The organism is Streptomyces sp. NPDC048383, assembly GCF_040651775.1.
Taxonomy (GTDB): domain Bacteria; phylum Actinomycetota; class Actinomycetes; order Streptomycetales; family Streptomycetaceae; genus Streptomyces.
Genome location: NZ_JBEZKS010000007.1, coordinates 65,361 through 81,947, shown reverse-complemented (window position 1 = coordinate 81,947; position 16,587 = coordinate 65,361). Strand labels below are relative to the sequence as shown.

At 73.0% G+C, this 16,587-nt stretch carries 15 protein-coding genes; 10 read left to right on the top strand and 5 right to left on the bottom strand.

Annotated elements, in window-relative coordinates:
• Positions 1–37 precede the first annotated feature (37 nt).
• A complete protein-coding gene (locus AB0D46_RS07660; protein WP_362876367.1) occupies positions 38–1,528 on the top strand; it encodes a PLP-dependent aminotransferase family protein in 1,491 nt (496 codons plus the stop codon).
• Between the two features lie 214 nt (positions 1,529–1,742).
• Here the strand turns inward: AB0D46_RS07660 and AB0D46_RS07655 are convergent, their stop codons facing one another.
• On the bottom strand, positions 1,743–2,375 hold the full coding sequence (locus AB0D46_RS07655) for a response regulator transcription factor (RefSeq protein WP_362876366.1): 633 nt from the start codon (positions 2,373–2,375) through the stop codon (positions 1,743–1,745).
• Positions 2,375–3,565, bottom strand: a complete 1,191-nt coding sequence (locus tag AB0D46_RS07650) for a sensor histidine kinase (protein ID WP_362876365.1) — start codon at positions 3,563–3,565, stop codon at positions 2,375–2,377. The genes AB0D46_RS07655 and AB0D46_RS07650 overlap by 1 nt, the downstream gene beginning before the upstream one ends.
• Positions 3,566–3,698: 133 nt before the next feature.
• Between AB0D46_RS07650 and AB0D46_RS07645 the strand changes: the two genes are divergently transcribed.
• Positions 3,699–4,787: an ABC transporter permease gene (locus AB0D46_RS07645; protein ID WP_362876364.1), complete on the top strand. Its 1,089-nt coding sequence runs from the start codon at positions 3,699–3,701 to the stop codon at positions 4,785–4,787.
• Positions 4,784–5,479, top strand: a complete 696-nt coding sequence (locus AB0D46_RS07640; protein WP_362876363.1) for an ABC transporter ATP-binding protein — start codon at positions 4,784–4,786, stop codon at positions 5,477–5,479. The genes AB0D46_RS07645 and AB0D46_RS07640 overlap by 4 nt, the downstream gene beginning before the upstream one ends.
• A gap of 99 nt (positions 5,480–5,578) precedes the next feature.
• On the opposite strand, the gene AB0D46_RS07635 is transcribed toward AB0D46_RS07640, so the two are convergent.
• The gene (locus AB0D46_RS07635; RefSeq protein ID WP_362876362.1) at positions 5,579–6,382 is read right to left on the bottom strand and encodes an IclR family transcriptional regulator; all 804 of its coding nucleotides are present in this window, start codon (positions 6,380–6,382) and stop codon (positions 5,579–5,581) included.
• A 327-nt stretch (positions 6,383–6,709) separates the two neighbouring features.
• Here AB0D46_RS07635 and allB point away from each other — a divergent pair, with 327 nt between their 5' ends.
• Together allB and alc are read left to right on the top strand one after the other, a co-directional pair.
• Positions 6,710–8,053, top strand: a complete 1,344-nt coding sequence (gene allB / locus AB0D46_RS07630; protein ID WP_362876361.1) for an allantoinase AllB — start codon at positions 6,710–6,712, stop codon at positions 8,051–8,053.
• Positions 8,054–8,055: 2 nt separating this feature from the next.
• Positions 8,056–9,174, top strand: a complete 1,119-nt coding sequence (gene alc / locus AB0D46_RS07625; RefSeq protein ID WP_362876360.1) for an allantoicase — start codon at positions 8,056–8,058, stop codon at positions 9,172–9,174.
• A 132-nt stretch (positions 9,175–9,306) separates the two neighbouring features.
• Here the strand turns inward: alc and AB0D46_RS07620 are convergent, their stop codons facing one another.
• Positions 9,307–10,044 (bottom strand): SDR family oxidoreductase, encoded by a 738-nt coding sequence (locus AB0D46_RS07620; RefSeq protein WP_362876359.1) that lies wholly within the window; start codon positions 10,042–10,044, stop codon positions 9,307–9,309.
• 297 nt (positions 10,045–10,341) lie between these two features.
• On the opposite strand from AB0D46_RS07620, the gene AB0D46_RS07615 reads away from it, so the two are divergent.
• Both AB0D46_RS07615 and AB0D46_RS07610 read left to right on the top strand, forming a co-directional pair.
• Positions 10,342–11,256: a DMT family transporter gene (locus tag AB0D46_RS07615; RefSeq protein WP_362876358.1), complete on the top strand. Its 915-nt coding sequence runs from the start codon at positions 10,342–10,344 to the stop codon at positions 11,254–11,256.
• A gap of 56 nt (positions 11,257–11,312) precedes the next feature.
• Complete coding sequence (locus AB0D46_RS07610) at positions 11,313–12,497, top strand: cytochrome P450 (protein ID WP_362876357.1); 1,185 nt, start codon at positions 11,313–11,315, stop codon at positions 12,495–12,497.
• Between the two features lie 34 nt (positions 12,498–12,531).
• On the opposite strand, the gene AB0D46_RS07605 is transcribed toward AB0D46_RS07610, so the two are convergent.
• Complete coding sequence (locus AB0D46_RS07605) at positions 12,532–13,536, bottom strand: Gfo/Idh/MocA family oxidoreductase (RefSeq protein WP_362876356.1); 1,005 nt, start codon at positions 13,534–13,536, stop codon at positions 12,532–12,534.
• Between the two features lie 172 nt (positions 13,537–13,708).
• Here AB0D46_RS07605 and AB0D46_RS07600 point away from each other — a divergent pair, with 172 nt between their 5' ends.
• The 3 genes from AB0D46_RS07600 to AB0D46_RS07590 are packed head-to-tail and all read left to right on the top strand — an operon-like array spanning position 13,709 to position 16,577.
• Positions 13,709–14,686: a sugar ABC transporter substrate-binding protein gene (locus AB0D46_RS07600; RefSeq protein WP_362876355.1), complete on the top strand. Its 978-nt coding sequence runs from the start codon at positions 13,709–13,711 to the stop codon at positions 14,684–14,686.
• Positions 14,683–15,720, top strand: coding sequence for an ABC transporter permease (locus tag AB0D46_RS07595; protein ID WP_362876354.1), 1,038 nt, complete (start codon positions 14,683–14,685; stop codon positions 15,718–15,720). Before AB0D46_RS07600 ends, AB0D46_RS07595 begins: the two co-directional genes overlap by 4 nt.
• Positions 15,717–16,577 carry an ATP-binding cassette domain-containing protein gene (locus AB0D46_RS07590; RefSeq protein WP_362876353.1) on the top strand — a complete coding sequence of 287 codons (861 nt, stop codon included), beginning with the start codon at positions 15,717–15,719 and terminating at the stop codon, positions 16,575–16,577. The genes AB0D46_RS07595 and AB0D46_RS07590 overlap by 4 nt, the downstream gene beginning before the upstream one ends.
• The last annotated feature ends 10 nt before the right edge of the window (positions 16,578–16,587 follow it).

Here is a 16,587-nt window from a genome sequence, read left to right as displayed (position 1 = left end):
TTGGCCTGGCAGGCAGAGCCAATCGGGGGAGGTTGGCATGGCAAACGGGCGAGTGGTCCAGACGGCGGACAGAACGATCGGCAGCCGGCAGCTCGCCGCCCTGCTGCCCGCGGAGGTCGTGGCCCGCCCCGGCTACCGGGCCCTCGCCGACGCCGTCCGCACCCTGATCCTCGACGGCCGGATCGCCCTGCACGTCCGGCTGCCCGCCGAACGCGAGCTCGCCGAGGCCGTCGGCGCGAGCCGGGCCACCGTCACCGGCGCCTACGACCTGCTCCGCGAGAGCGGCTACGTCCGCAGCCGGCGCGGCTCCGGCACCTGGACCGAACTGCCCGAGGGCCACCGCCCCGTCGGCGCCCACGCCCTCGTCGGCGGCGGCATCGGCGGCCGCGCCGACGACGACCCGGGCATCGACCTCGCCATCGCCGCCATGGGAGCCCCCGAGGGCAGCCTCACGGAGGCACTGGCCTGGGCCGCGCCCCGGCTGCCCGAACTCGCCCGCACCCCCGGTTACCACCCCTTCGGGCTGCCCGACCTGCGCACCGCCGTCGCGGAGCGGTTCACCCGGCGCGGGCTGCCCACCCGCCCCGAGCAGATCCTCGTCACCGCCGGCGCCCAGCAGGCCTTCGCCCTCGTCGTCAGCCTGCTCTGCCGGCCCGGGGACCGGGTCGTCACCGAGAACCCGACCTACGCCAACGCCCTCGACGCCCTGCGCCACGCCCGGCTGCGCACCGGCTCCATCGCCGTCTCCGACGCCGGCTGGGACCTGGAGATCGCCGAGTCCACGCTGCGCCAGACCGTCCCGCGGCTGGCGTACGTGATCCCCGACTTCCACAACCCCACGGGCGCGCTGATGCCGCCGGAGCAGCGGCTGCGCCTGCTCGCCGCGACCCGGGCCACCGGTACCTGGTTGGTGGTCGACGAGACCATCGCCGACATCGCCCTGGACGTACCGGCGCCGGCGCCGCTCGCCTCGCTGGCCCCGCGCGGCGGCGCCGACCACGTGATCACCATCGGCTCGCTCAGCAAGACGCACTGGGGCGGCCTGCGCGTCGGCTGGATCCGGGCCGGCGCCAAGATGATCACCGAGCTGACGGCCGTACGGGTCTCCGCCGACATGACCGGCTCCGTACTCGACCAGGTCGTCGCGCTCCCGCTGATGGACGCCCTGGACCGGACCCTGCCCGCGCGCCTGGACCAGCTGCGCGGCCGGCGCGAGGCGCTCGTCGCCTCGCTCCAGCGGCACACCCCCGAGTGGTCCTGGCAGCTGCCCCCGGGCGGCCTCTCGCTCTGGGTGGACCTCGGCGAACCGGTCAGCTCCGCGCTCGCGGAGCGGGCGGCCTCCGTCGGCGTGCACATCGGGCGCGGAGCCCGCTTCGGAGTCGACCCGGGCACCTTCGAACACCGGCTGCGGATCCCGTACACCCTGCCCCCGGACCGGCTGGACGAGGGCGTACGGCTCCTCGCGAAGGCCTTCCACGAGGGCGTGCCGCTGACTCCGGCGGTGGAACGGCCGCACTGGGTGGCGTAGCGCCCACCCGCTCGCGCGGAACCAGGCGTTCGGCGCGGGCCGGAACACGAGCGCGACGGCGGCGAGCCCCGCCGCCGCGTGGACGGGCCGGCGGCGGTGGAGGCGGTCGCCGGACGTCCCGGTCCTCCGGGCGACGCCGGACCCGCACCCGCCCGCGGGCCGGTGCGACCGGCCGGGGGCGAGCCCCCTCCTCGGCCAGGGGGCGAGCCCCCGGCTACGGGGTCCGGCGGATCAGTCGGCGGGAGCCGGCCACCGCCACCGCCGCCGTGCGGGAGTCGACGCCGAGCTTCGCGTAGACGTGCACCAGGTGGGACTTGACCGTGGCCTGGCTGAGGAAGAGCCGCTTGGAGATCTGCTGGTTCGACAGGCCGTCGGCGACCAGCTGGAGCACCTCCAGCTCCCGCTTCGTCAACGCCTCGGCAGGCATCCGCATCCGGTCCATCAGCCGCAGCGCCACCGCCGGAGCCAGCGCCGACTGGCCCGCCGCCGCCGTGCGCACCGCCGCCGCCAGCTCCTCCGGCGGGGCGTCCTTGAGCAGGTAGCCGGCGGCGCCCGCCTCCACCGCCGCCAGGATGTCCGCGTCGGTGTCGTACGTGGTCAGCACCAGCACCCGGGGGGCGCCGGCCCGCGCGGTGATCGCCGCCGTGGCCGCCGAGCCGTGCATCCCGGCCCCGAACTGGAGGTCCATCAGGACCACGTCCACCGGCTCCGACGCCGCCAGTTCCACCGCCCGCTCCGCCGTCGCCGCCTCCGCGACCACCTCGAAGTCCGGTTCGGTGTCCAGGACCGCGCGCAGCCCGGCCCGGACCACCGGGTGGTCGTCGGCGAGCAGCAGCCGGATCGTCATCAGGTCGCCTCCAGGGGCAGGGGCAGGGTGACGGCCACGGCGGTGCCCTGGCCCGGGTCGGACTCGACGGTGAACAGCCCGCCCAGGGTCTCGGCCCGCGCGCGCATCGCCGGCAGGCCGAAGCCGCCGCCCGCGGGCGCCGACGGGGCGGCGGCGGGGTCGAAACCCCGGCCGTCGTCCACGACGTCCAGGGTCACCGAGGTGTCCATGAAGGTCAGGGTGATCTCGGCGCGCCCGGCCCGGGCGTGCCGTACGACGTTGGCCAGCGCCGACTGGGCGATCCGCAGCAGCGCCACCTCGTACGGGGTGGGCAGGACGCGCGGGTCGCCGCTCACGGAGAACCGCACGCGCGGACCGGGGACCCCCGAGCAGAGCCGCTCCAGGGCCCCGGCGAGCGAGCCGTGTTCCAGGTCCGGCGGGGTCAGGGCCCGTACGAACCGTCGCGCCTCGGCGAGGTTCTCCTGCGCGGCCTCCCGGGCCCGGGCGATGTGCTCGGCGGCCCGGGTGTCCGGCGGCAGGGCGCGTTCCGCCGCGCGCAGCAGCAGCTGGATCGACGACAGCCCCTGGGCCAGGGTGTCGTGGATCTCGCGGGCGAGGCGTTCGCGTTCGGCGAGGATGCCCGCGCCCCGCTCGGCGGCGGCCAGCTCGGCCCGGGTGGCGATGAGTTCCTCGATGAGCTCGCGGCGGCGTTCGCTCTCGCGGTACAGGGCCTGGTAGCCGAGGACCGTGGCGACGGCGACGGCCCCGCCCAGCAGCGGGCCGAGGAAGGCGCCCGGGGTCACCGCGCCGCTGTGGGCGAGGAACCCGCCGATCGCCGCGCAGGCGGTGACGGCGACGGCGACGATGCCCCAGCGCAGCCGCAGCAGGTGCAGTTCGAGGAAGTACAGGGGGAAGGCGATCCACAATCCTTCGGGGGAGACCACCAACAGCGCGGCCCAGGCCGTTCCGAGGCAGGCCAGCCACCCGGCCGCGGCGCGCGGGGAGTTCCGCACGGTCGGCGCCAGTACGCCGGTCAGGTACACGGCGGCCAGCAGCGCGCAGGCCGCGATCACGGCCCCGGCGTGCGGGGCGGACCCGGTGACGGCCCGCCCGGCGGCCAGCGCGAGCAGCCCGAGGAGCAGGGCGTGCAGGCACAGCCGCAGGACGCGGGAGACGGGGGTGAGGGGGCGCGGGCGCGGGGCATCGGACATGGCCCGACCAGCGTAAGTCGCCGGCCGGGGGCGCCGGTCAACCAAAAGTTCGATGTCGGGAGCCCCCTTTCGATACGAGGATCCCTACTGTGGCGCGATGTCCCGTGCCCACGCGGAAGACCAAGGTGGGGACATGTTCGTCGCATGGAGAGATCTACGGTTCGCCAAGGGCCGGTTCGCCCTCATGGGCTCGGTCGTCCTACTGATCACGCTGCTGGTCGGCCTGTTGTCGGGACTCACCTCGGGATTGGCCCGGGAGAACATCTCGGCCATCACTGGGCTCCCCGCGACCCGGCTGGCGTTCGCCGCGCCGGCCGGGGACCAGAAGGTGTCCTTCACCGGTTCCCAGGTGCCCGAGGCGGCGTGGCGGGCCTGGCGCGAGCGGCCGGGGGTGAAGTCGGCGGAGCCGCTCGGGATCCGTACGACCAATGCCGTCTCCGGTGAGCGCGCCGCGGCCGTGACCCTCTTCGGCGTCGAGTCGGCGGGCCGGCTGGCCCCGGCCGGGGCCGGCCTCGCCCAGGGGCAGGTCGTGCTCAGCCGTAAGGCCGCCGCGGAGCTCGGCGGTCTCACCGCGGGCGGCAGGGTGAAGGCGGGCCCGCTGGAGCTGACGGTGGCCGCCGTCGCCGGCACGGCCTCCTACAGTCACACCCCGGTGGTGTGGATGGACATCAACGACTGGCAGCGCATCGGGAACCCCGGCACCTCACTGGAGTCCCTCGCCACCGTGCTGGCCCTCCAAGCCGGCGGACCGGTCGACTGGGCGGCGGGCGACGAGGCCGCCTCCACCAGCGCCCTCACCGTCGAGGACGCCCTCGGCGCCATAGGGTCCTACCAGGCGGAGAACGGCTCGCTCCAGCTGATGCGCGGCTTCCTCTTCGCCATCTCGGCCCTGGTCATAGGGGCCTTCTTCACGGTGTGGACGATCCAGCGCAGCGGCGACATCGCCGTCCTGAAGGCGCTCGGCGCCTCCACCCCGTACCTGCTCAAGGACGCCCTCGGGCAGGCCGTGGTGATGCTCGCGATCGGCACCGGGGCCGGGACGGCCCTGGCCGTCGGCGCCGGCGCGTTGATCGGCGGCGGTGACGTGCCCTTCGTCCTCGACGCGGCCACCGTGCTGGTCCCGGCGGCGATCATGATCGCGCTGGGCGTGCTGGGCGCCGCCCTGTCCATCCGGCGGATCACCGCCGTCGACCCGCTGACCGCCCTCGGGAGCGCCCGATGACCCTGCTCGTCCACGACGTCACGCTCACCTATCCCGACGGGGACGGCCGGCTCACCGCGCTGGACGCGGTGTCCCTGGAGGTACCGGCGGGCACCATGACCGCGGTCATCGGCCCGTCCGGCTCGGGCAAGTCCAGCCTGTTGGCCGTCGCCGCCACCCTGGTCACCCCGGACTCCGGCCGGGTCGTCGTCGCGGGCCGCGACACCGCGACGCTCGGCGCCGCCGAGAAGTCGGCCCTGCGGCGGGAGGAGATCGGCATCGTCTTCCAGCAGCCGAACCTGCTGGCCTCGCTGACCGCGCTGGAGCAGCTCCAGGTCATGGGCCACATCGCGGGTCGGCCCGCCCGGCTGCTGCGCCGGCGCGCGGTGGAACTGTTGGAGTCGGTGGGTCTGGCCGACAAGGCGGACAAGCGCCCGCACGAGCTGTCCGGCGGTCAGCGCCAGCGCGTGAACATCGCCCGCGCCCTGATGAACGAACCGTCCGTGCTGCTCGTCGACGAGCCCACCAGCGCCCTCGACCACGAGCGGGGCGCGGCCGTGCTCGACCTGCTGGTCGCCCTCACGCGCGAGCGCTCCACCGCCACGGTGCTGGTCACCCACGACCACGCCCACCTGGAGCGCACGGACCGGACGGTCACCATGGCCGACGGCCGCCTCGCCGCCGCGGCGGCGCCGTCCCGCCCGGCGGCCTGAGCCTGGCCGCCGCCCCCGTACGGCCGACGTGCGAAGGCCCCCGCCGCACCTCTGAAGAGGGGCGGCGGGGGCCTTCGTACGTGGGTGACGCGCGGGGGATCAGGCCGGGCTCTGGCTCTGGAGGGCCACCGACAGCTCGGCGGCCACGCCCTGCAGGATCGGGACGAAGGACTCGGCCACGGCCTCGGTGACCCGGCCGGCCGGTCCCGAGATGGAGATCGCGGCGGCGGTCGGCGAGTTCGGCACCGACACGGCCAGGCAGCGGACTCCTATTTCCTGCTCGTTGTCGTCGACCGCGTAGCCGGCCTTGCGGACCCGCTCCAGCGCCTCCAGGAAGCCGTCGGGCGTGGTGATGGTCTTCTCGGTCGCGGCCGGCATTCCGGTGCGGGCGAGCAGGGCGCGGACCTCGTCGGCGGGGGTGTGGGCGAGCAGGGCCTTGCCCACGCCCGTCGAGTGCGGCAGCACCCGGCGGCCGACCTCGGTGAACATGCGCATGGAGTGCTTGGACGGCACCTGCGCGACGTAGACGATCTCGTCGCCGTCGAGCAGGGCCATGTTGGCCGTCTCGCCGGTCTCCTCGACCAGCCGGGCGAGGTAGGGGCGGGCCCAGGTGCCCAGCAGGCGCGAGGCGGACTCGCCGAGGCGGATCAGCCGGGGACCGAGGGAGTACCGTCGGTTGGGCTGCTGCCGGACGTAGCCGCACGCCACGAGGGTGCGCATCAGTCGGTGGATGGTGGGCAGCGGCAGACCGCTGGCGGCGGAGAGTTCGCTGAGCCCGACTTCACCGCCGGCGTCCGCCATGCGTTCGAGCAGATCGAAGGCGCGCTCAAGGGACTGGACGCCCCCGCCGGCGGCGGTGGGCTTGGCGGAAGCGTCGGTGGTGCTGGCGCTGGACGTCGGCACGGCGCGGTCCTTTCGGTGCTGGCAGGCAAGGGAGCAGCCTACCGGTCGGTCGACGCCGGCCCTAGAGCCGGGCCTTTGCCGTCCCCGCCGGTCAGAGGGGGTTTGTCCTGGTGGCGGACGTCCTCGGGAAGTTACCCGTCCGGTTCCTGGTGGCGGTAGCTACATTCTGGATAGTGAAATCTTAATTCCATCCTGTGGAAACATCCAATTGCGACCCGGGTGGGCCGGCGGTCCCTCCGGTCGCTCTTGACTGGCTCCGGATCGAGGTGAAGACTCCGTCAACAGAACGTTGAATTTCGCTCTGTGGAAGTAGATGGGGAGGTTCCGGTGGCCGACGTGGCTGTGGAACTGGTACTGCGCTCGACCCGCGTCATCACCCCCGAGGGGACGCGCGCCGCCTCGGTGGCCGTCGCCGACGGGAAGATCACGGCCGTGCTGGCGTACGAGGCCGAGGTACCGGCCGGAGCCCGGCTGGAGGACTTCGGCGACGACGTCCTGCTCCCCGGCCTGGTCGACACCCACGTCCACGTGAACGACCCGGGCCGCACCGAGTGGGAAGGCTTCTGGACGGCCACCCGCGCCGCCGCGGCCGGTGGCATCACCACCATCCTCGACATGCCGCTCAACTCCCTGCCGCCGACCACCACGGTGGACCACCTGCGCGTCAAGCAGGAGGTCGCCCGGACCAAGGCGCACGTGGACATCGGCTTCTGGGGCGGCGCGCTGCCGGACAACGTCAAGGACCTGCGCCCGCTGCACGACGCCGGGGTCTACGGCTTCAAGTGCTTCCTGTCCCCGTCGGGCGTGGACGAGTTCCCCCAGCTCGACCAGGAGCAACTGGCCGCCTCCCTCGCGGAGATCACCGGCTTCGGCGGCCTGATGATCGTGCACGCCGAGGACCCGCACCACCTGGAGTCCGCGCCGCAGAACCCGGGCCCCAAGTACGCCGACTTCCTGGCCTCCCGTCCCAAGGACGCCGAGAACACCGCGATCCAGAACCTGATCGACCAGGCCCGCCGGCTGAACGCCCGCGTCCACGTGCTGCACCTGTCGTCCTCCGACGCGCTGCCGCTGATCGCCGCCGCGAAGGCCGAGGGCGTCCGGATCACCGTCGAGTCCTGCCCGCACTTCCTCACCCTGACGGCCGAGGAAGTCCCGGACGGCGCGACCGAGTTCAAGTGCTGCCCGCCCATCCGCGAGTCCGCCAACCAGGACATCCTGTGGGACGCGCTGGCCGACGGCACCATCGACTGCATCGTCTCCGACCACTCGCCCTCCACCGCGGACCTGAAGACCGGCGACTTCGCCACCGCGTGGGGCGGCATCTCCTCCCTCCAGCTGGGCCTCCCGGCGATCTGGACCGAGGCGCGCAAGCGCGGCCACGGCCTGGAGGACGTGGTCCGCTGGATGTCCGCCGCCCCGGCCGCCCTCGCCGGCCTGGCGCGCAAGGGCGCGATCGAGGCCGGCCGCGACGCCGACTTCGCCGTCCTGGCACCCGAAGAGACCTTCACCGTGGACCCCGCGGAACTGCACCACCGCAACCAGGTCACGGCGTACGCGGGCAAGACCCTGCACGGCGTCGTGAAGTCCACCTGGCTGCGCGGCACGCAGATCGCCGACCACGGCACCCCGACCGAGCCCACGGGCCTCCTCCTCGAAAGGCAGAACTGACAGTGGCGATTGAATCCTTCACCGGCAACGCGAACCCGTACGGAGGCGGCGACCCGTACGCGGACTACCGCACCGCGGACTTCCCGTTCACCCAGTACGCGAACCTCGCCGCCCGTGAGCTGGGCGCCGGTGTCACCTTCGCCAACGACGAGTTCTTCGCCATGCGCGAGAACCTCCTCATCGCCGAGGCCGCGCACTTCGACCCCGAGCACTTCGGCCACAAGGGCAAGGTCATGGACGGCTGGGAGACCCGCCGCCGGCGCGGCGTCTCCGCCACCCAGCCGTGGCCGACCCCCGAGGACCACGACTACGCGCTGGTGCGCCTCGGCGCCCCCGGCGTGATCCGCGGCATCGTCGTCGACACCGCCCACTTCCGCGGCAACATGCCGCAGGCCGTCTCCATCGAGGGCACCAACTGGGAAGGCGCCCTCGCGCCGACCCCGGAGGAACTGCTCGGCGACGACGTCAAGTGGACCGTGCTCGTCCCGCGCACCGCGGTCGGCGGCCACGCGGCCAACGGCTACGAGGTCACCGCCGAGCAGCGCTTCACGCACCTGCGCGTCAACCAGCACCCCGACGGCGGCATCGCCCGCCTGCGCGTCTACGGCGAGGTCGTCCCGGACCCGCGGTGGCTGGCCACGCTCGGTACCTTCGACGTCGTCGCCCTGGAGAACGGCGGCTCGGTGCAGGACGCGTCCAACCGCTTCTACTCCCCGCCGACCAACACCATCAACCCCGGCCGCTCCCGCAAGATGGACGACGGCTGGGAGACCGCCCGCCGCCGCGACAACGGCAACGACTGGATCCGCTACCAGCTCGTCGCCGAGTCCGAGATCCGCGCCGTCGAGATCGACACCGCGTACCTCAAGGGCAACTCGGCCGGTTGGGCCTCGCTGTCCGTCAAGACGGGCGAGGAGGGCGACTGGACGGAATTCCTGCCGCGCACCCGCCTGCAGCCCGACACCAACCACCGCTTCGTACTGGACGCGCCGGCGGTCGGCACGCACGTCCGGATCGACATCTTCCCGGACGGCGGCTTCTCCCGCCTGCGTCTGTTCGGCTCGCTGACGGAGACGGGCACGGCCGCGCAAGCCGCCCGTCACCAGGAGCTGGGCGGCTGACGCAGCCCCTCCCGACGACTGCCCCGGGGGCCGACACCCCCGGGGCGCGGGCCCTGCCCGAAGGGGCGCACCGCATCGCGGTGCGCCCCTTCGGGCTGTCCGCCGGGGGCGGCGTGCCCGACGGCCGGCACGCTACGCGGCGTGCCCGCCGTCCACGGAGAACTCGCCGCCCGTGACGTACGCGGCGTCCGGCCCGGCCAGGAAGGACACCATCGAGGCGACCTCGTCGGGCGCGCCGAACCGGCCGAGGGCCGTCAGCGCCGCCTGGGGCCCGGCGTACGGTCCGTCGGCCGGGTTCATGTCGGTGTCCACCGGGCCGGGGTGCACGAGGTTCGCGGTGATGCCGCGCTCGCCGAGCTCCCGGGCCAGCGCCTTGTTCAGGCCCGTCAGCGAGGCCTTGCTCATCGTGTAGAGGGTCCCGCCCGGGCCCGGCACCCGCTCGGTCATGCAGCTGCCGATGGTGATGATCCGTCCGCCGCGCCCCATCCGGCCGGCCGCGGCCTGGGAGGTCAGGAAGCAACCCCGCACGTTGACGTCGAGGACCTTGTCCACGTCCGTCGAGGTGAGGGACTCCAGCGGGCCGAGGACGCCGACGCCCGCGTTGTTGACGACCACGTCGAGGCGGCCGAACGCGCGCACCGTCTCCGCGACGGCCGCCCCGGGCCCCTCCGGGCTGCCCGCGTCGGCCCGTACGGCCAGGGCCCGACGGCCCAGCGCCTCGATCTTGCCGACGACCTCGGCCGCCGCCCCGGCGTCCTGGGTCCAGGTGATCACGACGTCCATGCCGTCCCGCGCCAGGCGCAGGGCGGTGGCCGCCCCGATGCCGCGGCTGCCACCGGTCACCAGGGCCACCGTGTTGACAGTGTTCATTGCTGTTCCTCCCGCTTCGGGGCTGTTCGGCTGTTCGGCCCCATTGGTCGTTGCGAGTTCAATGAAAGGTGAGCCGTCGAGTCGGTGCCGGCGGTAATCGGACACGGCGTTCACGCCTGCCGCGCCGGAGGTTCGGAGCGGAGCGGGGATCCGAACCTCCGGCGCGGGAGGCGCGCGGTGGCGGGGGAGGGGTGTGGGGAAACCGGGTCGACCGGGAAGATCGACTCGGTTACCGTGGGTCCGCACCCGTGCGAGCCGCCGAAGTCTCCACCCCTTCCCGCCGTTGGAGACGCCCCGGTGACCACCCTCGCCGCCCCCGCGCCCGCCCTCGCCCCCCGCCGGGCCTGGCTCGCCGATCTGCCCGTACTGCTCGTCGCCGTCGTCTGGGGCGGCAGCTACCTCGCCGCCAAGGGCATCACCACCACCCACACCGTGATCGCGGTGCTCGTGCTGCGCTTCGCCCTCGTGCTGCCCGTCCTCGTCATCGCCGGTTGGACGCGGCTGCGCGCGCTGAGCGCCGCCCAACTGCGCGGCGCCGGGGTGCTGGGCCTCGTGCTCGGCGGGATCTTCCTGCTGGAGACGTACGGGGTGGTGCACACCTCGGCCACCAACGCCGGGCTGATCATCAGTCTGACGATGATCTTCACCCCGCTCGCCGAGTCGGCCGTCCGCCGCACCGCGCCCTCGGCCGCCTTCCTCGGCGCCGCCGCCGTCTCCGTCGCGGGCGTCGTGCTGCTCACCCAGGGCGCCGGGTTCACCGCGCCCGGCCTCGGCGACTGGCTGATCCTCGGCGCCGCGCTCGCCCGCACCCTGCACGTGCTGCTGATGGCCCGGATCAAGGCCGTCCAGGACGCGGACTCGCTGTCCCTGACCACGGTTCAGCTCGGCAGCGCCGTCCTGGTGTTCGCCGTGCTCGCCACGCTGCCCGGTACGGGCTCCTCCCCGTGGGCGGCCGCAGCGGACTTCGGGGTCGCCCAATGGGCCGGTCTCGCCTTCCTCTCCGTCTTCTGCACCCTCTTCGCCTTCTTCGTGCAGATGTGGGCCGTACGCCGCACCTCGCCCTCCCGGGTCAGCCTGTTGCTCGGCACCGAACCCCTCTGGGCGGCCGCGGCGGGCATCGCCCTCGGCGGGGAACACCTCGGCGCGGTCGGTACGGCAGGGGTTGTCCTCGTACTGGCCGGTACCGCGTGGGGGCGTCGCGCCGCAGGCTGAACGATTGTCCGAAAGTAGCTCCTGCCAGCTTGATCGTCGGGCCTACTGTGGCCGTCATGCCCGTTCTCGACATCAGTTCGATCGCCGACGACTTCGACGAAAACCCGTACCCGCACTACGCGCGGATGCGGGAGGAAGGGCCCGTCCACCGGGTCAAGGCGACCGACGGCACCGAGATCTGTCTCATCGTCGGGGACGAGGCGGCCCGTCAGGCCCTCGTGCACCCCGCCATCTCGAAGAACTGGCTGACCTCCGGCCGCAGCTACGCCGACCGCGAGACCACCGACGCGAGCGACAACATGCACCGCGCCGACCCGCCGCACCACACCCGGTTGCGCCGACTGGTGTCGCGCCCCTTCACCTCGCGCCGGGTCGAGGACCTGCGCCCCCGCGTCCAGCAGATCACCGACGAACTGCTCGACGCGATGGCGGCGAACCCCTCCCGCGGCGCGGACCTGGTCACCTCCTTCGCGCACCCGCTGCCGATGACGGTCATCTGCGAACTCCTCGGAGTGCCCGACGCCGAACGCGAACCGTTCGGAGCCTGGTCCGTCGAGATCGTCTCGCCCACCGGCCAGGAGGCCGAGGACACCGCCCTGCGGGAGATGACCGCCTACCTCACCGAGCTCACCGAGGCCAAGCGCGCCGCCCCCGGCGACGACCTGCTCAGCGCCTGGACCCTGAGCCGCGACGACGACGGCGACCGGCTCACCCCGCGGGAACTCGTCGCGATGGCCTTCCTGCTGATGATCGGCGGCTTCGAGACCACCAGCCACCTCATCACCAACGGCGTACGGGCGCTGCTCGCCCACCCCGAGCAGCTGGCGGCCCTGCGCGCCGACTTCGACGGGCTGATCGACGGAGCGGTCGAGGAGATCCTGCGCTACGACGGCCCGGTGGAGAACTCCACCTTCCGCTTCGCCCGCGAGGACCTGGAGATCGGCGGAGCCTTCATCGCCGAGGGCTCGGCGGTCCTGATCTCCCTGGCCGGCGCGGACCGCGACCCGTCCCGCTTCGCGGAGCCCGACGCCTTCGACATCCGCCGCCGCGGCCCGGGCCACATGGCTTTCGGCCACGGCATCCACTTCTGCCTCGGCGCCCCGCTCGCCCGCATGGAGGGCCGCATCGCACTGCGCGCCCTGCTGGAGCGCTTCCCGGACCTCGCCGAGGTGCCCGGACCGCGCGAATGGATCAGCGGCTCCCTGGTCCGTGGCGTCAAGCAGTACCCGGTGCGCTGGTAGGCGTCGCACCGTGACCGCCCGCAGCCGGGCCCCCTCACAGATCCGGGAGCTCCGCCGGCCGCACCGGCCGGCGCTCCCGGCGGGACAGCTCGCACGCCTCCGCGACCCGGAAGGCGGCGAGCGCCTCCCGGCCGTCGCACGGATTGGGGCCCTCGCCCCGCACCAGCCGGACGAAGGCGTCCAGCTCGGCCTCGTACGCCGGGCCGAAGCGCTCCAGGAACCCGCCCCACGGCTTGCGCGCCGCCGGCGGACCCTGCGGTTCGGTGGAGGCGATCGGCGTCCGGTCGTCCAGCCCGGCGGACACCTGGTCCCGCTCGCCGGCCAGCTCCATCCGCACGTCGTAGCCGGCGCCGTTGCACCGGGTCGCGGAACTGGTGACGAGCGTCCCGTCGTCCAGGGTCAGCAGGGCCGCGCCGGTGTCGACGTCGCCGCTCTCGCGGAACCGCGCGGGCCCCGCGTCGGAACCGGCCGCGTACACCTCGACGACCTCGTGCCCGGTCACCCAGCGGACCATGTCGAAGTCGTGCACCAGACAGTCCCGGTACAGGCCCCCCGAGGTCGCCAGGTACGGGGCGTCCGGCGGAGCCGGGTCGGACGTCATCGTCCGTACGGTGTGCAGCCGGCCCAGCGCGCCCGAGCGGACCAGCTCCCGCGCGGTGCGCAGGCCCGCGTCGAAACGCCGCATGAAGCCCAGCTGGAGCACCCCGCCGGCGGCCGTCACCTCCCGCAGCACGGCGAGGCTGCGGGCCAGGTCCGGGGCCATCGGCTTCTCGCAGAACACCGGCAGCCCGGCGCGCACGGCCCGCAGCACCAGCTCGGCGTGCCCCTCCGTCGAGCAGGCCACCACCAGGGCGTCCACCCCCCAGCTGAAGACCTGGTCGACGCCGGGCGCGGCGGTGGCCCCCAACCGGTCGGCGAGCCGTGCGGCCCGGCCGGGATCGGCGTCGGCGAGGAGCAGCGAGCCGGCGTCCGGGTGGTGGGCCAGTGTGGCCGCGTGGAACGAACCGATGCGGCCGGTTCCGATGAGCCCGATGCGCATGCACTCAACGTGACCCCGTACGGGGGACCTGTCAATCTGCCCGAGCATGACCCGATGGCCCTTCATGGTCCACTGTGGCGGATACTGGGCGGCTGGAACCGGAATGACCGATTGATAGCGGACGAGGGAAGGGCACGGCGACGTGGCTAGGGTTCGGACAGGGGTACGCGTCGTGGGCGCCGTGCTCGCGGTGGTACTGGGAGCCTCCCTCGCGGGCTGCAGCAGCACCGGCGGCAAGCGTGCCGAGGAGCGGGCGAAGGCCGACGCGGGCCGACCGGCCGTGTCCACCCCGCGCTGGACGTTCGCGATGGTCACCCACGCGGGCGACGGGGACACCTTCTGGGACATCGTGCAGAAGGGCGCCAAGGAGGCCTCGACGAAGGACAACATCAACTTCGTCTACTCCCACGACGACCAGGCGCAGCAGCAGGCCCAGTTCGTGCAGAACGCCATCGACCAGAAGGTCGACGGGATCATCGTCAGCCTCGCCAAGCCCGACGCCCTCAAGGACGTCATCGGCAAGGCGGTCAAGGCCGGCATCCCGGTGATCACCGTCAACTCCGGATCCGCCCAGTCCGCCGCGTACGGGGCCCTCACCCACATCGGCCAGGACGAGGAGATCGCGGGCGAGGCCGTCGGCGCGGAGCTGACGAAGCGCGGGAAGAAGAAGGCCGTCTGCGTCCTGCACGAGCAGGGCAACGTCGGCCACGAGCAGCGGTGCGCGGGGGCCAAGAAGGCCTTCGGCGGGACTCTGGAGAACCTGTACGTGGAGGGCACCAACATGCCGTCCGTGCAGGCGGCCATCCAGGCGAAGCTCCAGGCGGACCCGTCCGTCGACGCGATCGTCACGCTCGGCGCCCCGTTCGCCCCGACCGCCGTCAAGGCGAAGGACGCGGCGGGCAGCAAGGCCGAGGTCGACACCTTCGACCTCAACGAATCCGTCGCCCGGGACCTGAAGTCCGGCGCCCTCGGCTTCGCCGTCGACCAGCAGCCCTACCTCCAGGGCTACCAGGCCGTGGACCTGCTGTGGCTCTACCGCTACAACGCGGACGTCCTCGGCGGCGGCCGCCCGGTGCTCACCGGGCCGCAGATCGTCACCGGGGCCGAGGCCACCGAGCTGGAGGAATACATCAAGCGGGGCACCCGGTGAGCGCGGCGACCCCCACCGTCGACGAGCGCCTCGCGCCGCCCTCCCTGCTGCGCCGCCTCCTCGCCCGCCCCGAGCTGGGCGCGGTCGTCGGCGCGGCGGCCGTCTTCGTCTTCTTCTCCTTCGCGGCCGACAGCTTCCTGCGGGCCTCCAGCCTGAGCACGATCCTCTACTCGGCCTCCACCATCGGGATCATGGCGGTACCCGTCGCGATGCTTATGATCGGCGGGGAGTTCGACCTCTCCGCCGGCGTCATGGTCACCACGTCGGCCCTGTTCAGCTCGATGTTCAGCTACCAGATGACGGCCAACGTGTGGGTCGGCGTCCTGGTGTCGCTGCTGGTGACGCTGGGCATCGGCTTCTTCAACGGGTTCATGCTGACCCGCACCAAACTGCCGAGCTTCATCATCACGCTCGGCACCTTCCTGATGCTGACCGGCCTGAACCTCGGCCTCACCAAACTGATCAGCGGCTCCGTCTCCACCAAGAGCATCGCCGACATGGAGGGCTTCTCCTCCGCCCGGGCGCTGTTCGCCTCCCAGTGGAACATCGGCTCCGTCACCCTCAAGGTCACCATCCTGTGGTGGCTGGTCCTGGTCGCCGTCGCCACCTGGATCCTGCTGCGCACCCGCGCCGGCAACTGGATCTTCGCGGTGGGCGGCGGCGCCGACGCGGCCCGCGCGACCGGCGTCCCCGTCGTCAAGACCCGCATCGGCCTCTACATGGGCGTCGCGTTGTGCGCCTGGATCTCCGGGCAGCACATCCTGTTCTCCTTCGACGTCGTCCAGTCGGGCGAGGGCGTCGGCAACGAGTTCCTCTACATCATCGCGGCCGTCATCGGCGGCTGTCTGATGACCGGCGGCTACGGCTCCGCGATCGGCTCGGCCGTCGGCGCCTTCATCTTCGGCATGACCAGCAACGGCATCGTCTACGCCCAGTGGAACCCGGACTGGTTCAAGTTCTTCCTCGGCGGGATGCTCCTGCTGGCCACGCTGCTCAACGCGTGGGTGCGCAAGCGGGCGGAGGCGAGCAAGTGAGCACGGACACCGCGCCCGGCGCGCAGACCGGTACCGCCCTGGTGCGGCTGACCGACGTCAGCAAGTACTACGGCAACATCCGCGCCCTCCAAGGGGTCTCCCTGGAGGTCTCGGCCGGCGAGATCACCTGTGTGCTCGGCGACAACGGCGCCGGCAAGTCCACCCTCATCAAGATCATCGCGGGGCTGCACCGGCACGACGCCGGCACCTTCGAGATCGAGGGCGAGGAAACCGTCCTGGCCAACCCCCGCGCGGCCCTCGACCACGGCATCGCCACCGTCCACCAGGACCTGGCCGTCGTCCCCCTCATGCCCGTCTGGCGCAACTTCTTCCTCGGCTCCGAGCCCACCAGGGGACGCGGCCCGCTGCGCCGCCTCGACGTGGACCTGATGCGGCGCACCACCCGCGCCGAACTGCTGCGCATGGGCATCGACCTGCGCGACGTCGACCAGCCCATCGGCACCCTGTCCGGCGGCGAGCGCCAGTGCGTGGCCATCTCACGGGCCGTGTACTTCGGCGCGAAGGTCCTCGTCCTGGACGAGCCGACCGCCGCCCTCGGCGTGAAACAGTCCGGCGTCGTCCTCAAGTACGTCGCCGCCGCCCGTGACGCGGGCCTCGGCGTCGTCCTCATCACGCACAACCCGCACCACGCGTACCTGGTCGGGGACCGTTTCGTGCTCCTCAAGCGCGGCACGATGGCCGGCAGCCACACCCGGGACTCGATCACCCTGGACGAGCTGACCCGCCAGATGGCGGGCGGTTCGGAGCTCGACGAGCTGAGCCACGAGCTGGAGCGGGTGGCAGAATCAGGACCGGACGCCGCACCCGGCGCCGCACCGGGCACCACCGCACCATGAGGGACGACAC